This is a genomic window from Curtobacterium sp. USHLN213, from assembly GCF_037144815.1.
Classification (GTDB): Bacteria; Actinomycetota; Actinomycetes; order Actinomycetales; family Microbacteriaceae; genus Curtobacterium.
Genome location: NZ_JBBCYQ010000008.1, coordinates 1 through 16,992, shown reverse-complemented (window position 1 = coordinate 16,992; position 16,992 = coordinate 1). Strand labels below are relative to the sequence as shown.

The 16,992-nt window shown below is 71.9% G+C and carries 14 protein-coding genes; 7 read left to right on the top strand and 7 right to left on the bottom strand.

Features of this window, described 5'->3' with window-relative positions:
• The first annotated feature begins 97 nt into the window (after positions 1 to 97).
• Both WFH25_RS11935 and WFH25_RS11930 read left to right on the top strand, forming a co-directional pair.
• The gene (locus WFH25_RS11935; RefSeq protein ID WP_229085097.1) at positions 98 to 700 is read left to right on the top strand and encodes a vitamin K epoxide reductase family protein; all 603 of its coding nucleotides are present in this window, start codon (positions 98 to 100) and stop codon (positions 698 to 700) included.
• A 100-nt stretch (positions 701 to 800) separates the two neighbouring features.
• Positions 801 to 1,652 (top strand): DsbA family protein, encoded by an 852-nt coding sequence (locus WFH25_RS11930; protein WP_336697833.1) that lies wholly within the window; start codon positions 801 to 803, stop codon positions 1,650 to 1,652.
• Between the two features lie 66 nt (positions 1,653 to 1,718).
• Here the strand turns inward: WFH25_RS11930 and WFH25_RS11925 are convergent, their stop codons facing one another.
• From WFH25_RS11925 to ileS, 5 genes are read right to left on the bottom strand one after another with little or no spacing between them, the layout of a single operon-like run.
• Entirely contained in the window at positions 1,719 to 2,567 is an 849-nt protein-coding gene (locus WFH25_RS11925) for a DsbA family protein (protein ID WP_092384010.1), read from the bottom strand.
• Between the two features lie 17 nt (positions 2,568 to 2,584).
• The gene (gene ndk, locus WFH25_RS11920) at positions 2,585 to 3,004 is read right to left on the bottom strand and encodes a nucleoside-diphosphate kinase (RefSeq protein WP_070416558.1); all 420 of its coding nucleotides are present in this window, start codon (positions 3,002 to 3,004) and stop codon (positions 2,585 to 2,587) included.
• A gap of 36 nt (positions 3,005 to 3,040) precedes the next feature.
• A complete protein-coding gene (locus tag WFH25_RS11915) occupies positions 3,041 to 3,457 on the bottom strand; it encodes a DUF4233 domain-containing protein (RefSeq protein WP_070416559.1) in 417 nt (138 codons plus the stop codon).
• Positions 3,454 to 4,899 carry a bifunctional folylpolyglutamate synthase/dihydrofolate synthase gene (locus WFH25_RS11910; protein WP_336697832.1) on the bottom strand — a complete coding sequence of 482 codons (1,446 nt, stop codon included), beginning with the start codon at positions 4,897 to 4,899 and terminating at the stop codon, positions 3,454 to 3,456. The genes WFH25_RS11915 and WFH25_RS11910 overlap by 4 nt, the downstream gene beginning before the upstream one ends.
• The gene (gene ileS / locus WFH25_RS11905; protein ID WP_336697831.1) at positions 4,896 to 8,147 is read right to left on the bottom strand and encodes an isoleucine--tRNA ligase; all 3,252 of its coding nucleotides are present in this window, start codon (positions 8,145 to 8,147) and stop codon (positions 4,896 to 4,898) included. The genes WFH25_RS11910 and ileS overlap by 4 nt, the downstream gene beginning before the upstream one ends.
• 250 nt (positions 8,148 to 8,397) lie before the next feature.
• On the opposite strand from ileS, the gene WFH25_RS11900 reads away from it, so the two are divergent.
• A complete protein-coding gene (locus WFH25_RS11900) occupies positions 8,398 to 9,441 on the top strand; it encodes a cation diffusion facilitator family transporter (RefSeq protein WP_336697830.1) in 1,044 nt (347 codons plus the stop codon).
• A 27-nt stretch (positions 9,442 to 9,468) separates the two neighbouring features.
• On the opposite strand, the gene WFH25_RS11895 is transcribed toward WFH25_RS11900, so the two are convergent.
• On the bottom strand, positions 9,469 to 10,965 hold the full coding sequence (locus WFH25_RS11895) for a hypothetical protein (protein WP_229085093.1): 1,497 nt from the start codon (positions 10,963 to 10,965) through the stop codon (positions 9,469 to 9,471).
• A gap of 26 nt (positions 10,966 to 10,991) precedes the next feature.
• Positions 10,992 to 11,591: an acyl-CoA-like ligand-binding transcription factor gene (locus tag WFH25_RS11890; RefSeq protein ID WP_336697829.1), complete on the bottom strand. Its 600-nt coding sequence runs from the start codon at positions 11,589 to 11,591 to the stop codon at positions 10,992 to 10,994.
• Between the two features lie 32 nt (positions 11,592 to 11,623).
• Here WFH25_RS11890 and WFH25_RS11885 point away from each other — a divergent pair, with 32 nt between their 5' ends.
• Genes WFH25_RS11885 through WFH25_RS11870 form a run of 4 tightly spaced genes read left to right on the top strand, consistent with a single transcriptional unit; the run spans position 11,624 to position 16,864 of the window.
• Positions 11,624 to 13,252: an ABC transporter substrate-binding protein gene (locus WFH25_RS11885; protein WP_336697828.1), complete on the top strand. Its 1,629-nt coding sequence runs from the start codon at positions 11,624 to 11,626 to the stop codon at positions 13,250 to 13,252.
• 35 nt (positions 13,253 to 13,287) lie between these two features.
• Positions 13,288 to 14,319 carry an ABC transporter permease gene (locus WFH25_RS11880; protein ID WP_336697827.1) on the top strand — a complete coding sequence of 344 codons (1,032 nt, stop codon included), beginning with the start codon at positions 13,288 to 13,290 and terminating at the stop codon, positions 14,317 to 14,319.
• Positions 14,316 to 15,197, top strand: a complete 882-nt coding sequence (locus WFH25_RS11875) for an ABC transporter permease (RefSeq protein ID WP_336697826.1) — start codon at positions 14,316 to 14,318, stop codon at positions 15,195 to 15,197. Before WFH25_RS11880 ends, WFH25_RS11875 begins: the two co-directional genes overlap by 4 nt.
• On the top strand, positions 15,194 to 16,864 hold the full coding sequence (locus WFH25_RS11870; protein ID WP_336697825.1) for an ABC transporter ATP-binding protein: 1,671 nt from the start codon (positions 15,194 to 15,196) through the stop codon (positions 16,862 to 16,864). The genes WFH25_RS11875 and WFH25_RS11870 overlap by 4 nt, the downstream gene beginning before the upstream one ends.
• Positions 16,865 to 16,992 lie beyond the last annotated feature (128 nt).

Genomic DNA, 16,992 nt, shown 5'->3' with positions numbered 1-16,992 from the left:
GAAAGCTTTCGTCGTCGTGCGGATGGCCGCACGACCTCCAGGGATTATCGCATGCCGCACCGGGAAAGGACCGGATCGAGCATGCGATGATGACGCCGTGAGCACGCCAGCACCTGCCGTCCGCCGTCCGATCGCCATGGGCGTCTTCCTCCTGATCACCGGCGCGGTGGGTCTCTACGGGGCGTTCCGACTGGTCATCGACGAGTTCGAGAAGTACGCGCACCCCCAGGCAGTGCTGTCCTGCGACGTCAACCCGTTCATCAACTGCTCGGACGTGATGGCCAGCTGGCAGGGGCACCTGCTCGGCTTCCCGAACCCGCTGCTCGGCGTCATGGGCTTCGTCGCGCCGATCGCCGTCGCGGTCATGCTCCTGGCCGGGTTCCGGAACGGTTCGCGCTGGTTCTGGATCGCGTTCAACGCGGGCGTGTTCCTGGCGTGGGTCTTCGTCACGTGGCTCTTCACCCAGACCGTCTGGTTCATCGGCGCGCTCTGCCCGTGGTGCATGCTCGTGTGGTCGATGACGATCCCGATGTTCTGGGTGTTCACGATCTGGAACGCCGCGCAGGGACGCTTCGGCGCCGGCGCCCAGCGGCTCGGTCGGACCCTGCTGCCCTTCTGCTGGGCCTTCCCGCTGGCGAACTACCTGTTCATCGCCGTGTCGATCCTCATCGTGTTCCCGCGGGTCCTCTCCTCCTTCTGAGCGCCCGCTGAGCGTTGCCGATGACGCGTCATCGAATTCCTGGGTCCTTCCCAGCCAGATCGGCCGATCGGCCGACCGGCACGACCTACGCTCGATGGCGATGAGCGAGAACGAGAGCAAGAAGGCCCGGCGGGAGGCAGCGCGGGAGCGCGCACGCCTCGCCCGCGCGAAGGAGCAGGCGCGTCGACGCCGCAACAAGACCCTGGGGATCAGCGGCATCATCGTCGGCGCGCTCGCGGTCGCCGCGATCGTCGTCGTGGTCGTCGCGAACTCCGTGCAACCCGCCGGCCCCGGGCCGAAGAACATGGCGAGCGACGGTGTGCTCCTGACGGGCTCGAACGGGCAGATCGTCCCGGTCACCACGAAGGCCACGCCGGAGGGCGGGAAGCCGACCCCGACGAAGCAGGACGACTCGGTCGCGAACATCACGGTGTACTCGGACTACATGTGCCCCTACTGCAACCAGTTCGAGACGAGCCAGATGTCCCAGATCCAGCAGTGGGTGAAGGACGGCTCGGCGACGCTCGAGCTGCACCCGTTCAACCTGCTCGACCGCGTGTCCCTCGGCTCGAAGTACTCGACCCGTTCGGCCGCCGCCGCGGCCTGCGTCGCGAACTACGACCCGGACGCGTTCCTCGCGTACAACACGTCGCTCTACGAGAACCAGCCGTCCGAGAGCACGCGCGGCCTCACGAACGACAAGCTCGCATCGCTCGCGAAGGCCGCCGGGGCGACGAACGAGAACGTGGCGTCCTGCATCACGGACCAGAAGTTCGCCGGGTGGGTGGCCGACGCGACGAACCGGGTGCTCAACGACCCGATCCCGAACTCGTCGCTCGACAAGGTCACCGGCACCCCCACCGTGATCGTCAACGGCAAGCAGTACAACGGTTCCCTCACCGACACGGACGCCTTCGCGGCGTTCGTGGAGCAGAACGGCGGGAAGGCGTAGTACCGGCCGCTCCGGACGACGACGGCCCCCGCTTCCGATCGGAAGCGGGGGCCGTCGTCGAGCGTGCTACTTCGACGCGGCGTCGATCTCGGTGATGACGTCGGTGAGCGTGGCGATCTTCTTGCCGTTCACGAGGACGGTCGGCGTGCCGAAGCCCTGCGTGCCCTGCAGTGCCGGATCGGCCAGCACGGCGTTGGTGGACTTCGTCACCCACCCGCGGAAGCGCTCGCTCGACAGGCACTCGGAGACGTTCGACCCGGTCGCTCCGCCGGCCGTGACGAGCTTCGCGATCTCGGCGTTCGTCAGGCCCTTCGTGCCCTCCTCCGGCTGGTTGTCGAAGAACTGCGTCTGGACGTCGAGGAACTTGTCCGGCGCGTAGTTCGCGACGCACATCGCGGCGTTCGCGGCACGGCTGGCGTACCGCGAGTTCTGGTAGCTGCGGTCGAGGATCGACACGGGCTGGATCGCGAGGGTCGCGTCGCCGGACTTCACCTTGTCGAGGATCTGGTCGGCGTAGGCGGCCTCGAACTGCTTGCAGACCGGGCAGGCCCAGTCGACGTACTCGGTGACCTGGACCTTCCCGTCGGCGGCCGCGGTGGGCACCGGGGACGGGGTGGCCTTCGCCGACACCGCGCCGGAGGTCACGGGGGTGACCGTCCCGTCGCTGCCGGTGAACTGGATCGCACCGGTCGCCATGTTCTTCGGCCCGGCCGCGGACACGGCGGGCTGGTTGTTCACGTTCACCACCACGATCGCGACGATCGCGGCGACGGCGATGATCCCGAGGCCGATGCCACCCTGCAGGAACCAGCGGTTGCGGCGCTTGCGGCGCTTCTCGGCCTCGGCGCGCTGCCGGGCGACGTCACGGGCGTGCTGGCGACGCTCGTTCTTCGTGGGACGGTCGTTGTTCGTCACGCGTCGATCCCCCGGACTCAGGCGAACCAGAGCGCGAGCTCGCGCGCCGACGACTCGGGGCTGTCGGAGCCGTGCACGAGGTTCTGCTGCACCTTGAGGCCCCAGTCGCGGCCGAGGTCACCGCGGATCGTCCCGGGCGCGGCCGAGGTCGGGTCGGTGGTGCCGGCGAGCGACCGGAAGCCGGCGATGACGCCGTTGCCGGCGACGCGCACGGCGACGACCGGGCCGGACTGCATGAACTCGACGAGGGGCTCGAAGAACGGCTTGCCCTGGTGCTCCTCGTAGTGGGCGTCGAGCAGGTCACGGGGCGCCGTCACCATCTTCAGGTCGACGATCTCGTAGCCCTTGGCCTCGATCCGGCGGAGGATCTCACCGGTGAGCTGGCGGGCGACGCCGTCGGGCTTGACGAGGACGAGGGTCTCTTCGAGATCGGACACGCGGAACTCCTGGTGTTTCGTGGTCGAACGGGGTGGTCAGTCCTCGCCGAGGGCCGCGCGTCTCGCGGCGTTCTGACGGTCGAGCTGACCGCCCTTGACGAAGCAGAAGACCCACAGCGCCAGGAACACCACGGCCACGGCGAACATGAACGGTTCGATGAACCCGGTGGCGAGGATGGCCGCCTGCAGCAGCCACCCGAACCCTACACCGGCGCGGTTGCCGGTCAGGCGAGAGGCCAGTGCCAGCACGATCATCGAGCCGATGCCGCCGCCGAACGCGACCGCCGGCGGGAGCGTCCCCTTGCCGAACACGACGAGCATCGGGAAGAAGAACATGATCGCCTCGAGCACGAGGGTGATCGACAGCAGGCTCTCCCGTGCGCCGCGATCGCGTCGCGGCCGACGGGTGCGCGGTGCGCGTGGGGTCCTGGAGGCGCGGCCCGCGTCCGTCACTTCGTCCCGCCTTCGGCGTGGACCAGGTCCATGACGCGGCCCACCATCACGATCGAGCCCGCGACGAGCACCATGGCGTCGTCCGGCTCGGCGTCGTCCGCGAGGTCACGGGCCTCCTGGAGGGCGGCCTCGAGCGACGGCTCGACGACGACCCGGTCCTCGCCGACCTCGTCGACGACGACCCGGGCGAACTCGTCCGCGTCGAGGGCGCGCTCCCCCGGCGGCTGGGTCACGACGAAGGTCGCGACGGTGTCCTTGAGCGCGCGGACGAAGCCGCGGGCGTCCTTGTCGCCGAGGATGCCGACGACGCCGACCACGTGCTCGGACGGGAACGCCACGGGGAGCGCCTCGGCGAGCGCGCGTGCGCCGTGCGGGTTGTGCGCCGCGTCGACCACCACGGTCGGACCCGTGGCGATCGGCTGGAGCCGGCCGGGGCTGGTCGCACCGGCGAGTCCCTCGGACAGGACGTCCTCGTCGAGGGCCTGCGAACCGCGGCCGAGGAAGGCCTCGACGGCGGCGATCGCGACGGCGGCGTTGTGGGCCTGGTGCCGGCCGAAGAGCGGCAGGAACAGGTCGTCGTAGCGGCCGGCGATGCCCTGCACGGTGATGAGCTGGCCGCCGACGGCCGGCGTCACGTCGACGAGCCGGAAGCCGTCCCCCTCGACCGCGAGGGTCGACTCGGTGAGCTCGGCCGCGCGCTGCAGCTCGGCGAGCGCCTCGGGCGTCTGTGCGCTCGAGACGATCGACGACGAGGGCTTGATGATGCCGGACTTCGTGCGGGCGATCTCGGCGACGGTACTGCCGAGCTGCTTGGCGTGGTCGATCGCGATCGGCGTGAACACCTGCACCTGGCTCTGCACGACGTTGGTGGAGTCCCACTCGCCGCCCATGCCGACCTCGATCACGGCGACGTCGACCGGCGCCTCGGCGAAGCACGCCAGGGCGAGGACGGTCAGCGCCTCGAAGAAGGTCAGCGGGAGCTCGCCCTTGTCGGTGAGCTCCTGGTCGGTCATCTCGAGGATCGGGGCGATGTCGTCCCAGTTCTCCACGAAGCGGTCGGCGGCGATCGGGGTGCCGTCGATGACGATGCGCTCCCGGATCGACACCAGGTGCGGGCTCGTCATGAGGCCGGTCCGGAGGCCGTGTGCCCGGACGATGCTCTCGGCCATGCGCGCGGTCGAGGTCTTGCCGTTCGTGCCGGTCAAGTGGATCACGGGGTACGACAGGTGCGGGTCGCCGAGGAGCTCGACGGCACGCCGGGTCGCGGACAGCCGGTGTTCGGGCGACTGCTCGCCGATCCGGGCGTACAGGGCCGCCTCGACGCGCTTGACCTCGTCGTCGTCCGCGCCGTAGGGCACGGCGTCGGCGGGGTCCGTCGCACCGGCGGGGCCGACGGGGATCTCGATGCCGTCCTCGGACGGTTCTTCGGGGTACTCGCTCATGCGCGTGACACCTCCACGGTCACCTTCGCACCGTCACCGACGTCGGTGGTGGTGGCGTCTGCCCCGAGGGGCACGATCTCGACGCTCGTCGACAGGGTCTCCCCCGCGATGAGCTGCTGGTGGGTGCGGACCGCCGCGTCGGCGACCTCGTCCGCACCGAGGGTGAGGACGATGCGGTCGCTGACGTCGAGGTCGGCGTCACGGCGGGCCTGCTGGACGGCGCGGACGACGTCGCGGGCGAGCCCCTCGGCCTCGAGCTCGGGCGTCGTCACGGTGTCGAGCACCGCGAAGCCGCCGCCGTCGAGGAACGCCACCGCCACGGAGTCGTCGGCGACGGTGAGGTCGAGCGTGTACTCGCCCTCGACGAGGTCGACGCCGCCGACGGTCACGCCGGACTCGGTCGCGGTCCAGTCGCCCTTCTTGGCGGCCGGGATGACCTGCTGGACCTGCTTGCCGATGCGGGGTCCGGCGGCACGGGCGTTCACGGTGAGCTTCCGCTCGATGCCGTACCGACCGAGCGACGACTCCTCCTGCTGCTCGAGCACGACCTGCTTGACGTTGAGCTCGTCGCGGAGGATGTCCACGAAGGGCTCGACGGCCGCCGGGTCGGGCACCACGAGCGTCAGGGTGGCGAGGGGCAGGCGGACGCGCTTGCCGGTGGCCTTGCGGAGCGCGAGCCCCTTCGAGGCGACGTCCCGCACACGGTCCATGGACTCGACGAGCGCCTGGTCGGCCGGGAACTCCTCGGCGTCGGGGAAGTCCTCGAGGTGGACGCTGCGGCCGCCGGTCAGTCCCCGCCAGACCGCGTCGGTCACGAGCGGGGCGAGGGGTGCGGCGACGCGGGTGAGCGTCTCGAGCACGGTGTACAGCGTGTCGAACGCGGCACGGGCCTCGGACGAGGACTCGGCGCCGAGCCAGAACTTGTCGCGCGACCGGCGCACGTACCAGTTCGTCAGCACGTCGGCGAAGTCGCGGACGGCCTGGGCGGCGAGCGGGGTGTCGAGCGCGTCGAGGTGCTGCTGCACGTCCGACACGAGCACCCGGGTCTTCGCGAGCAGGTAGCGGTCGAGCACGTCGGTGCTCGCCGTGCTCCGCGACGCCTGGTACCCGGACTCCCCCGACGCGTTCGCGTAGAGGGTGAAGAAGTAGTACGTCGACCAGAGCGGCAGCAGGAACTCGCGGACGCCCTGGCGGATGCCCTCTTCCGTGACGACGAGGTTCCCGCCGCGGATGACCGACGACGACATCAGGAACCAGCGCATCGCGTCGGCACCGTCGCGGTCGAACACCTCGGAGACGTCCGGGTAGTTCCGGAGCGACTTCGACATCTTCTGGCCGTCGGAGCCGAGCACGATGCCGTGACTGATGACGTTCTTGTACGCCGGCCGGTCGAACAGCGCGGTGGACAGCACGTGCATGACGTAGAACCAGCCGCGGGTCTGCCCGATGTACTCGACGATGAAGTCGGCCGGGTTGTGCGACTCGAACCACTCGCGGTTCTCGAACGGGTAGTGCACCTGGGCGTAGGGCATCGACCCGGAGTCGAACCAGACGTCGAACACGTCGGTGATCCGGCGCATCGTCGACTTCCCGGTGGGGTCGTCCGGGTTGGGGCGCGTCAGGTCGTCGATGAACGGGCGGTGCAGGTCGACCACGCCGTCGGCGTTCACCGGCAGTCGACCGAAGTCACGCTCGATCTCCTCGAGCGAGCCGTACACGTCGGTGCGCGGGTGTTCGGGGTCGTCGGACTGCCACACCGGGATCGGCGTGCCGAAGTACCGGTTGCGGGACACCGACCAGTCGATGGCGTTGCCGACCCACTTGCCGAACTGGCCGTCCTTGACGTTGTCCGGCACCCAGTTGATGTCCTGGTTGAGCTCGCCCATGCGGTCGCGGAACTCGGTCACGCGGACGAACCAGCTCGACACGGCCTTGTAGATGAGGGGCTTCCGGCAGCGCCAGCAGTGCGGGTAGCTGTGCTCGTAGGACGCCTGGCGGAGCAGTCGCCCGGCGTCGCGGACGGCTTTCGTGAGGGGCTTGTTCGCGTCCGACCAGAGCATGCCGGCGACCTCGCCGAACTGCGACGTGAAGACACCGCCCTCGTCGAGCGACAGCACCACGGGGATCCCCGCGGCGGCGCAGACCACCTGGTCGTCGGCACCGTAGGCCGGGGCCTGGTGCACGATGCCGGTGCCCTCGCCCGTCTCGACGTAGTCGGCGACGAGGATCTTCCAGGCGTTCTCCATGCCCTCGGTCTCCGCGAGGAAGTCGAAGAGGCGCTCGTACTCGACGCCGTCGAGCTCCGCACCCGTCAGGGTGCGGACGACCGCGGCAGCGGCGTCCTCCGCGCTCTCGTAGCCGAGGTCCTTCGCGTGGGCGGCCACGGTGTCCGACGCCAGCAGGTAGTGGACGGAACCGGCGGTGCCACCGTCAGCCGCGCCTCCTGGACCGGCGGGCAGCACCACGTACGCGACCGCAGGGCCGACCGCCAGCGCGGCGTTCGTCGGCAGGGTCCAGGGGGTCGTCGTCCAGGCGAGCGCACGCACGCCGTCGAGCCCGAGCTCCGCGGCGCGCGCACCCCGCAGCGGGAACGACACCGTGACGGACTGGTCCTGGCGCATCTTGTAGACGTCGTCGTCCATGCGCAGCTCGTGGTTCGACAGCGGCGTCTGGTCGTTCCAGCAGTACGGCAGGACCCGGAAGCCCTCGTACGCGAGCCCCTTGTCCCAGAGCTGCTTCCACGCCCACAGCACGCTCTCCATGAACGTCACGTCGAGGGTCTTGTAGTCGTTCTCGAAGTCGACCCAACGCGCCTGGCGGGTGACGTACTGCTGCCACTCGTCGGTGTACTGCAGGACGGACTTCTTGGCGGCGGCGTTGAAGACGTCGACGCCCATCTCGTCGATCTCGTGCTTCTCGGTGATGCCGAGCTGGCGCATCGCCTCGAGCTCGGCGGGCAGGCCGTGCGTGTCCCAGCCGAAGCGGCGGTGCACCTGCTTGCCGCGCATGGTCTGGTAGCGCGGGAAGACGTCCTTCGCGTACCCGGTCAGGAGGTGGCCGTAGTGCGGCAGGCCGTTGGCGAACGGCGGGCCGTCGTAGAACGTCCACTCGTCGCAGCCCTCGCGCTGGTCGATCGACGCCTGGAACGTGCCGTCGCCCTTCCAGAAGGCGAGGATCCCCTGCTCGACGGCGGGGAAGGACGGCGACGGGACGACGCCGTCTGCGTCGGAATCAAGTGGGTAGCGCACCGCGGGGCTCCTGTGGGTTGCCGGTTCTCAGGACCACGAGGACGGAGCAGGCTCCGCGGTACCACCTCGCTTGCCGCTCCGGGTGACCCGGGGCGACCGCTCGTTGCCGGGGGCGTGCGCGGCCCGGTCCGCCCGGTTCTACTGCCGACGGTCGATGGTGCTGACGGCCGGGTTCTTCCGGAGACTCCCCGGTGATGGCCGGATCGACGCCTGTGTGCACGAGTTTAGCGGACGGGAGCATGCTGGAGCGATGCCCTCGTCAGATGCTGCCCCCGCGCAGCAGGAGCGTCCCGATTCCCTGCTCACCGTCGTCATCGCGTTCGGCGCGAACCTGCTCGTCGCGATCGCCAAGACGATCGCCTCCCTGATCTCCGGATCGGCGTCCATGGTCGCCGAGGCCGCACACTCGTGGGCCGACACCGGCAACGAGATCTTCCTGCTCGTCGCCGAACGGCGTGGCTCGAGGAAGCGCGACACCGCGCACCCGCTCGGCTACGGCCGTGAGACGTACATCTGGTCGATGTTCGCCGCGTTCGGTCTCTTCACCGCCGGCGCCATCGTCTCGATCTACCACGGCATCACCGAGCTCGGGGACACCGGGCCTGCCGAGGACGTGCTCCTGAACTACATCGTCCTCGGGCTGTCGTTCTGCCTCGAGGGCACGAGCTTCCTGCAGGCGTACCGGCAGGCGCACGGCGCGGCGACGAAGCGGCGGGTGCCGGTGCTCCGGCACGTCCTGCAGTCGTCGAACCCGACCCTCCGCGCCGTCTTCGCCGAGGACGCCGCGGCGCTCATCGGCCTCGTGGTCGCGTTCCTCGGGGTGTTCCTCCACCAGGTCACCGGCCTCGCGGTCTTCGACGCCATCGGCTCGATCGCGATCGGCATCCTGCTCGGGGTCGTCGCGATCGTCCTGATCGACCGCAACCGCCGGTTCCTGCTCGGGGAGAGCACGTCCCCGGAGCTGGAGAACGCGGTGCTCGTCGAGCTGCTCGGGCGGTCGCAGATCGAGCGCGTCACCTACCTGCACCTCGAGTTCGTCGGGCCCTCGCGGGTCTACCTCGTCGCCGCGGTCGACCTGACCGGCAACGAGAACGAGGAGCACGTGGCGGTGCGGTTGCGCGACGTCGAGAAGTCCCTCGAGGAGAGCCAGTACATCGAGGAGGCCGTGCTCACCCTGAGCTACCCCGGCGACGAGTCGCTCGTGCCGACGGGCGACGACGTGCCGGAGGTGGTGCGGAACGGGACGGCCGAGGACGTCGCCGCAGGCGGGGCCGGTACGCTCCGGACCGACTGAGCCGCACGCGGCTGCTGCACGGCCGGGTCAGCCGCGGTCGGCGGGCACCAGGGTCGCGGTGTCCCCGCGGCGCTCGATCACCAGGCCGTCCCGCACGACCCACACCCGCAGCGCGTCGAGCCGGAACTCCTCGAACCGCTCCGGGTGCTCGCGCAGCAAGGCCCGCAGGTCGTCGTCCATCGGGAACCGCGGGTCGATCCCGGCGACGAGCACGCCGTAGTCCCCGTGCGTCACCCCCTGGGTCGCGCCACGACGGCCGATGAACACCGCGAACGACTGCTGCGCCGACCCCGACACGAGGACCCGGACGTCGTCCGGCACCCCGCGTTCCTCGAGGACCCCCTCGAGCCGGGCGAACCCGGTGGTGCGCGTCTCGGCGACGGTCCGCACCACGACGACCGCGGGGACGATCGTCACGACGACCGCGAGGAGCGCCACCACGGTCGTGAGCGGCGGCCGAAGCCGGGCGAGCCGGGTGTACCCGACCGCGGCGAGCGCGATGATCCAGGGCATCCACGCCTGGTAGTAGTGCGGCAGCGCGACGTTGGCCGTCGAGTAGAAGACGACGAGGATCCCGAGCGCGATCCCGAGGAGCGCGACGAGCCGGTCCGGGCGGATCGCGAACGCCGCGGCCGTGCCGACCAGGAGCACGACGACCGTCGGCCACCCGACCCCCTCGACGACCCGCACGAAGTTCGTCCACCACGGCGCGATCATGTACGTCTTCCCGAGGACCGAGATGATGTGTCCGCGGGTGTCGTGCTTGCCCTGGAACTCGATCATGAAGGTGATCGCCCGGACACCGCCGACGGGCACGTACGCGACGACGAACACCACGGCGAACGCCGCGGCGGCCGCGACGCCCCCGGTCAGCAGCCCGGACCAGCGCCGGAACAGCAGCGGGACCGCGACCAGCGCGAGCACGAGGACGGTGGTGGTGACCTTCGACGTGACCGACAGTGCCAGGAGGGCACCGGCGAGCGCCATCCACCACCAGCCGTCCCAGGCCGTGGTCCGGTCGGCGGCGCGTCGGGGTCGGGTCGCCCACTGCCAGGCCGCGGCGAGCGCCGCCACGGCGAAGAAGGTCATCAGCGGCTCGAGGAGGGCGAGCCGGTCGATCCGTGCGGCCGTGCCGGACGCGACGTCAGCCCACGTCGGCGAGTCGGCACGCGGCGTGAGCCACCAGAGCCCGGCGGCGAGCACGGCGCCCCAGTACCCGATCGGACGCCGGAGCCAGGCGAACAGGACGATACCGGTGCCGAACGAGGCCGTCGCGGCGACCAGACGGGGCCCGAGCACGCCCTCGCCGAACACGAGCTGCGCGACGCCGAACAGGTACTTGCCGGTCGGCGGGTGCTGCAGGTTCGAGGTGAGCACCCCGTGCACGTAGTCCCACCCGGCCCGCGTGTAGGTGAACTCGTCGACGTAGGTGCTCTGGCGGCCGATGTGCCAGTACGCGACGAACACCCCCGCGAGGGCGACCACGGCGAAGACCGCGGTTCGTGTCCATCGCGCGCGGGTCATGGGGAGAGAGCCTATTGGGCCGGACCTCAGTGGGAGTCGAGACCCGCTGCGACCGGGGTGAGCGCCGCCCCGACGTACTCGACGAGCGGTCGGCGCCCGACCCCGTCCGAGACCCAGACGCCGAAGGCCGCTGCGGCCGCCCCGAGCATGGCGCCGGACACCGTCTGGGGCCAGAGCGCCGCCGGGTGCTCCCCCGTCCGGCGGGCGACGAAGGCCGCGACCGCCGCGTGCTGGGCCGTCACCCGTGCCGCGACGCTCGCCACGAGCTCGGCACCGATGCCCATCACCTCGACCTGTGCGATCGCCCAGGGGACCCGGTCGGGGTCGTGGGCGCGGGCGGTGGCGAGCAGCGCGGCCTCGACGGCCCGCACCGCGGACTCCTCGGTCGAGGCGGCGAGGCACGCCGGGAGCGTCGCGACCGCGGCGTCGAGGTCGAGCCAGAGCACGTCAGACTTCGCCGTGAAGTAGTTGAAGAACGTCGCACGGCTGACCCCGGCCCGTGCGGCGATCTGGTCGACCGTGGTCCGGCCGTAGCCCTGTTCGAGGAACAGCTCGGCCGCGGCGTCGGCGAGCACCTCGGCGCTCGAGCGTCGGGGGCGGCCACCGCGGCGCATCGGTTCGTCCATGGGCCCCAGTAAACCGCTAGACTCGTCCAGCCATGATCTTGGACTCAGTACAGAAAACCACCGCAGTGGTCGCCGGCGCCGCCGCACTCCTCCTCGTGCTCGCCGGCTGCACCGGTGGCGGCACCGCGACGTCGAACAGCACACCGGTCGACGGCGGCACGCTCACGTACGCCTCGGGCGACGCCGAACCCACCTGCCTCGACCCGCACGTCGGCGGCAACTACCCGCAGGCGCTCCTGTCCACCCAGTACATCGAGGAGCTCACCGCGCTCGACGACGGCAAGCCCGTCCCCGCGCTGGCGAAGTCCTGGACGACGAGCGACGACGGCAGGACGCTCACCTTCACGCTCCGCGACGACGTGACCTTCACCGACGGCACGCCCTTCGACGCCGCCGCGGTCGTGGCGAACATCGAGCACGTGCAGGACCCGGCGACCGCGTCGAGCACGGGGTACCTCGCGCTGCAGTCGATCACGAAGGCGACGGCCACCGACGACCACACGGTCACCCTGACGCTGAGCCGTCCGGACAGCGCACTGCTCGAGTCGTTCTCGCAGCCGTGGGTCGGCATGGAGTCCCCGAAGGCGCTGGAGCGCTCGCAGGCGGTGAACTGCGAGTCGCCGGTCGGCACCGGCCCGTTCGAGGTCATCGGCTGGAAGCACGGCGACCGGGTGACGCTCCGCAAGAACGCCGACTACACGCCGCTCCGCGGCAGCACGGAGCCCCGCCTCGACGGCATCACGTGGCGCTTCCTGCCCGACTCGACCTCGCGGTACGCGGCACTGCAGTCCGGCCAGGTCGACGTCATCGACAACGCCCAGCCCGACCAGCTCACGGCGGCCTCGTCGAAGGGTTCCATCCGCGACCTCGACGCTCCGCGCCCCGGTGCGTCGAACCGCCTCGAGCTGAACTCCGGCCACGGGGTCTTCCGCGACGAGGCCGTCCGCAAGGCCTTCATCGCCGGCGCCGAGATCGACCCCGGCATCCGGTCGCTCTTCCTCGGGACGGCGAAGCGCTCGTACTCGGTGCTCTCCAGCGTCGAGCCGTACGGGTACTCCGACAAGAGCCTGTTCGAGTACTCCCCGACGAAGGCGAAGCGACTCCTCGACGACGCCGGCTGGAAGGTGGGCAGCGACGGCATCCGCGAGAAGGACGGCGAGCAGCTGACCGTCACGTTCCCGGTGTCGACGAACCAGTCCGTCCCCGCCGAGCGCAGCCTGTTCCAGCAGATCCAGGCCTCCGAGAAGGCCGTCGGCTTCAAGGTCGTGCTGCAGGAACTCGACCTCTCCAGCTGGTACGCGGCCCTCGCGGCGAACGAGTACGACGTCGTCAGCGCGCCGTACACGAAGGTGGGCGCGGACGTCCTCCGCATCCTGTACGACTCCGCCAGCATCACGCCAGCACCGTCCGGGTACTTCGCGAACCTCGCCCAGCTCGACGACCCGGAGCTCGACGACCTGCTCCAGCGGGCAGCGCAGACCTCGGACACGTCCGAGCGCGGCGACCTCTACGAGCAGGCGCAGGAGATCATCCTGTCCAGCGGCACCGTCCTCCCGCTCTACGACCAGCAGAACCACTTCCTGCTGCGGTCGAGCGTGCACGGTGTGCAGACCACCGCGGTGTCGACGCCGTGGTTCGGCACGGCCTGGATCGACCGCTGATCGCGACGTCGCGATCGTCGGACGGGAGGCACGGATTGCGTCGCGGACGTCGAGGCACGCCCGCCGCGTGGTCGGCGTGGACCCTGTGGGGACTGCGCCGCCTGGCCGGCGGCATCGGGGTGCTCTGGGCGGTCGCCACGATCGTGTTCGTCGCGATCCGGCTCATCCCGGGCGACCCGGCGCTCGCGATCCTCGGCGGACCTGGCTCCCAGGCCTCGGCCGAGGCGGTCGCGCAGGTCCGGCAGGAGTACGGCCTCGACCGACCGGTGCTCGTGCAGTACGCGGTGTTCCTCGGGCGTCTGGCGACCGGGCACCTCGGTGACTCGTACGCGTTCCGGACGCCGGTGTCGACGCTCCTCGGGCAGCAGCTCCCGGTCACGCTGACCCTGGCCGTGGCCGGGCTCGTCGTCGCCTGGGTGCTCGCGATCGTCGCCGCGTGGTGTTCGACGCAGCGCGGCCGGTTCGCCGCGGGACTCACGAGCGCCCTGAGCGTCACCGCGAGCGTCACCCCGCACTTCTGGCTCGGCAGCGTCCTCATCGTGGTGTTCGCCAGCGCCCTCGGCTGGGTGCCGGCGGTCAGCGACGGCTCGGCCCGGGGCTGGGTGCTGCCGGTCGTGACGGTGGCCGTGCCGGTCGCCGGGTACCTCGCCGAGACCGTCCGGGACGGCGTGGTCGACGCCCAGCGGTCAGCCTTCGCGCTCGCGGCCCGCAGTCGTGGCGAGACCCGCGCGGGACTGTTCGGCCGGCACCTGCTCCGGCACGCCGCACTCCCGGGGATCGCCCTGTCCGCCTGGGCGTTCGGTTCGCTCGTGTCCGGTGCGGTCGTCGTCGAGTCGGTGTTCGCGCTCCCGGGCATCGGGCGCGCACTCGTGACCGCGGTGACGCAGCGGGACATGCCGCTCGTCGCGGGCATCGCGCTGGTGTCGGCCGCCGCGTACGTGGTCGTGCTCGCCGTCGCGGACCTCGTCGAGCGTGTGGTGGACCCGCGTGCCGGCGGGACGGCCGGGGCGGGGGCGACCCGGCGTCGCGCCCCGCGCGTCACCCGGCACGGGGCGGGCGCACGGTGAGCGGGATCGCCGAACCGCGCCTCCAGGCCGGTGCCCAGGGTGACGCGTCCGCCGGACGGTCCGAGCGAGTCCGTGGGGGGACGCTCGGCCCGGCCGGATGGACCGCTGCCGCCGTCGTGGCGCTGGCCGTGGTCGCGGCGGTGTGGCCGGCGCTGCTCGGCGGTGGCGACCCGCTCGCCGTGCACCCGGCGCAGGCGCTCCAGGCGCCGTCGTGGTCGAGTCCGTTCGGCACCGACGAGTCCGGGCGGGACGTCCTCGCCCGGGTCGTCGCCGGCACGCGGGCGTCGCTCGTGGTCGGTGTGGTCGCGACGCTCGTCGGCGGCGGGGTCGGGGTCGTGCTCGGCGTGGTCGCGGGACTCGGCGGACGCGTCGTCGACGGGGTCGTCGGCCGACTGACCGAGGTCGCGTTCGCGCTCCCCCTGCTCCTCGTGGCGCTCGTCGTCATCGCGGTGACCGGCCCCGGACCCGTCCCGGCGATGCTCGCGGTCGGGTTCGCCACGGCGCCCGGGTACGCCCGGATCGTCCGCGGGCTCGTGCTCCGGGCGCGCCGCTCCCAGGTCGTCGAGACCGCCGTGCTGATGGGCCGCTCCCCCGCCGTGATCACCGTGCGGCACGTGCTCCCCGCGGCGCTCTGGCCGGTCGTGGCGGTCGGGACGCTCGGTGTCGGGCAGGCGATCGTGTGGGCCTCGGCGCTGAGCTACCTCGGCGTCGGCACCCCGCCACCCGCGCCCGAGTGGGGCGCGATGCTGGCCGACGGTCGCACGTACCTGCTGACGGCCCCGTGGATGAGCACCTTCCCCGGCCTCGCGATCGTGGTCCTGGCGACCGCGGTGACCGTGCTCGGCCGGGCGATCCGACGAACAGGAGCGATCCGATGACCGTGCTCGACGTGCAGGGGCTGACCGTCAGCATCGGCGGATCAGTGGTCGTGCAGGACGTCGCCCTGCACGTCGATGCCGGCGAGTGCGTCGCGCTCGTCGGTGCCTCCGGCTCCGGCAAGACCGTCACCGCACGGGCGGCGCTCGGCCTGTCGGCACCCGGTTCCTCGGTCCGGGTCGACCGGCTGACCGTGGCCGGGCTCGACGTCCGGGCGTTCTCGGACCGCAGGTGGCGGAGCGTGCGCGGCTCGCGGGTCGGCTACGTCGGCCAGGAGGCCCTGGGCGCCCTGGACCCGCTGCGTCCCGTCGGGCGAGAGGTCGCGGACACCCTCCGGCTGCACACGGACATGACGGCGGCGCAGCGGGTGGGGGCCGTGCGGGACGCCCTCACCGCGGTCGGCCTCGACCCGGCGCTCGCCACGGACGGTCGGCTCGCGGGCACCCTGTCCGGAGGGATGCGCCAGCGCGCCCTCATCGCCGCGGCCACGGTCGGGTCGCCGTCGCTGGTGGTCGCCGACGAACCGACGACGGCGCTCGACGCCGGGGTCGCGGTCACCGTGATGGAGCAGCTGCGTGCGGCCCAGTCGCGCGGCGCCGGGCTGCTCGTCATCACGCACGACCTCGGGCTCGTCGCGGGGTGGGCGGACCGGGTGGTCGTCGTGCACGAGGGACGCGTGGTGGAGCAGGGGCCGGTGGCGTCGGTGTTCGCGGCGCCGCAGCACGAGGCGACGCGGGCGCTGGTGCGGGCGGCGGGCGCGGGCGCGGGTGGGCCCGGCGGGTCCGGCGGGTCCGGCGGGTCCGGCGGGTCTGCAGTGTGCGAGGTGCCGGACACGGTGCGGGGGCCGGAACCTCGCACGGAGCGCGGAACCTCGCACGGTGCTGGCGTGGTGCTCGCGGCCGAGGGGCTCGCGCGAGCGTTCGACGGCGTCCCCGCCGTGCGCGACGTGTCGTTCGGGCTCGAGCGCGGGCGCGTCCTCGGGGTGATCGGCGCGTCGGGGTCCGGCAAGACCACGCTCGCGAGGATGCTCCTCGGCCTCGAACTCCCCGACGCCGGCACCGTCACGCTCGACTCGTCGCCGTGGGTGCCGCTCGACGAACGCACCCGCCGGCCCCTGCGGCACCGGGTGTCCGCGGTGGTGCAGGACCCCGGGGCGACGTTCGACGAGCGGTGGAACGTGGAGCGGGTCCTCGCGGACGCGTTCACCGGCGGCTCCGAGCGGTCGGCCCGTGGTGCGCTCGGTGCCCGCATCGACGCGGCGCTCGACCAGGTGGGGCTCGACCCGGCACTCCGCCGACGCTCGCCGCTGACGCTGTCCGGCGGGCAACGGCAGCGCCTCGCGATCGCCCGCGCACTCGCGACGTCGCCCGAGGTCATCGTGCTCGACGAACCGGTCACGGCACTCGACGCCACGGTGCAGGACGCGGTGCTGACGCTCCTCGAGCGGCTCCGGGACAGCACGGGGGTGGCGATGGTCTTCGTGTCGCACGATCTCCGGGCCGTCCGGCGGATGGCCGACGACGTGCTGGTCGTGCACGAGGGCCGGGTCGTCGAGCACGGTCCCGCCGCGACGGTGTTCGACCGCCCGGCGCACGCCGTGACCGCGCGCTTGCTGCGGGCCGCCGAGCGGCTCGCCGCGGGCCCGCGGCCCGAGGCCGGCGCCGCGTAGCGCGCGCCGCGGGCGCGGCCGCGGCCGCGGCCGCGCCCGCGCGGCGCGCGCCCCGCCTGTGGGCGCCGAGACACGGCCCGGCGGACCCCTTCGCGGGGCGGGGGCCCGGGGGACGGCCCGCCCCCCCC

What these genes read in the sequence shown, in the direction of transcription:
- WFH25_RS11870 (WP_336697825.1), top strand. Translation starts at nt 15,194, where the DNA reads ATGACCGTGCTCGACGTGCAGGGGCTGACCGTCAGCATCGGCGGATCA.
- WFH25_RS11890 (WP_336697829.1), bottom strand. Translation starts at nt 11,591, where the DNA reads ATGGACGAACCGATGCGCCGCGGTGGCCGCCCCCGACGCTCGAGCGCC.
- WFH25_RS11910 (WP_336697832.1), bottom strand. Translation starts at nt 4,899, where the DNA reads ATGAGCGAGTACCCCGAAGAACCGTCCGAGGACGGCATCGAGATCCCC.
- WFH25_RS11885 (WP_336697828.1), top strand. Translation starts at nt 11,624, where the DNA reads ATGATCTTGGACTCAGTACAGAAAACCACCGCAGTGGTCGCCGGCGCC.
- WFH25_RS11900 (WP_336697830.1), top strand. Translation starts at nt 8,398, where the DNA reads ATGCCCTCGTCAGATGCTGCCCCCGCGCAGCAGGAGCGTCCCGATTCC.
- WFH25_RS11895 (WP_229085093.1), bottom strand. Translation starts at nt 10,965, where the DNA reads ATGACCCGCGCGCGATGGACACGAACCGCGGTCTTCGCCGTGGTCGCC.
- WFH25_RS11930 (WP_336697833.1), top strand. Translation starts at nt 801, where the DNA reads ATGAGCGAGAACGAGAGCAAGAAGGCCCGGCGGGAGGCAGCGCGGGAG.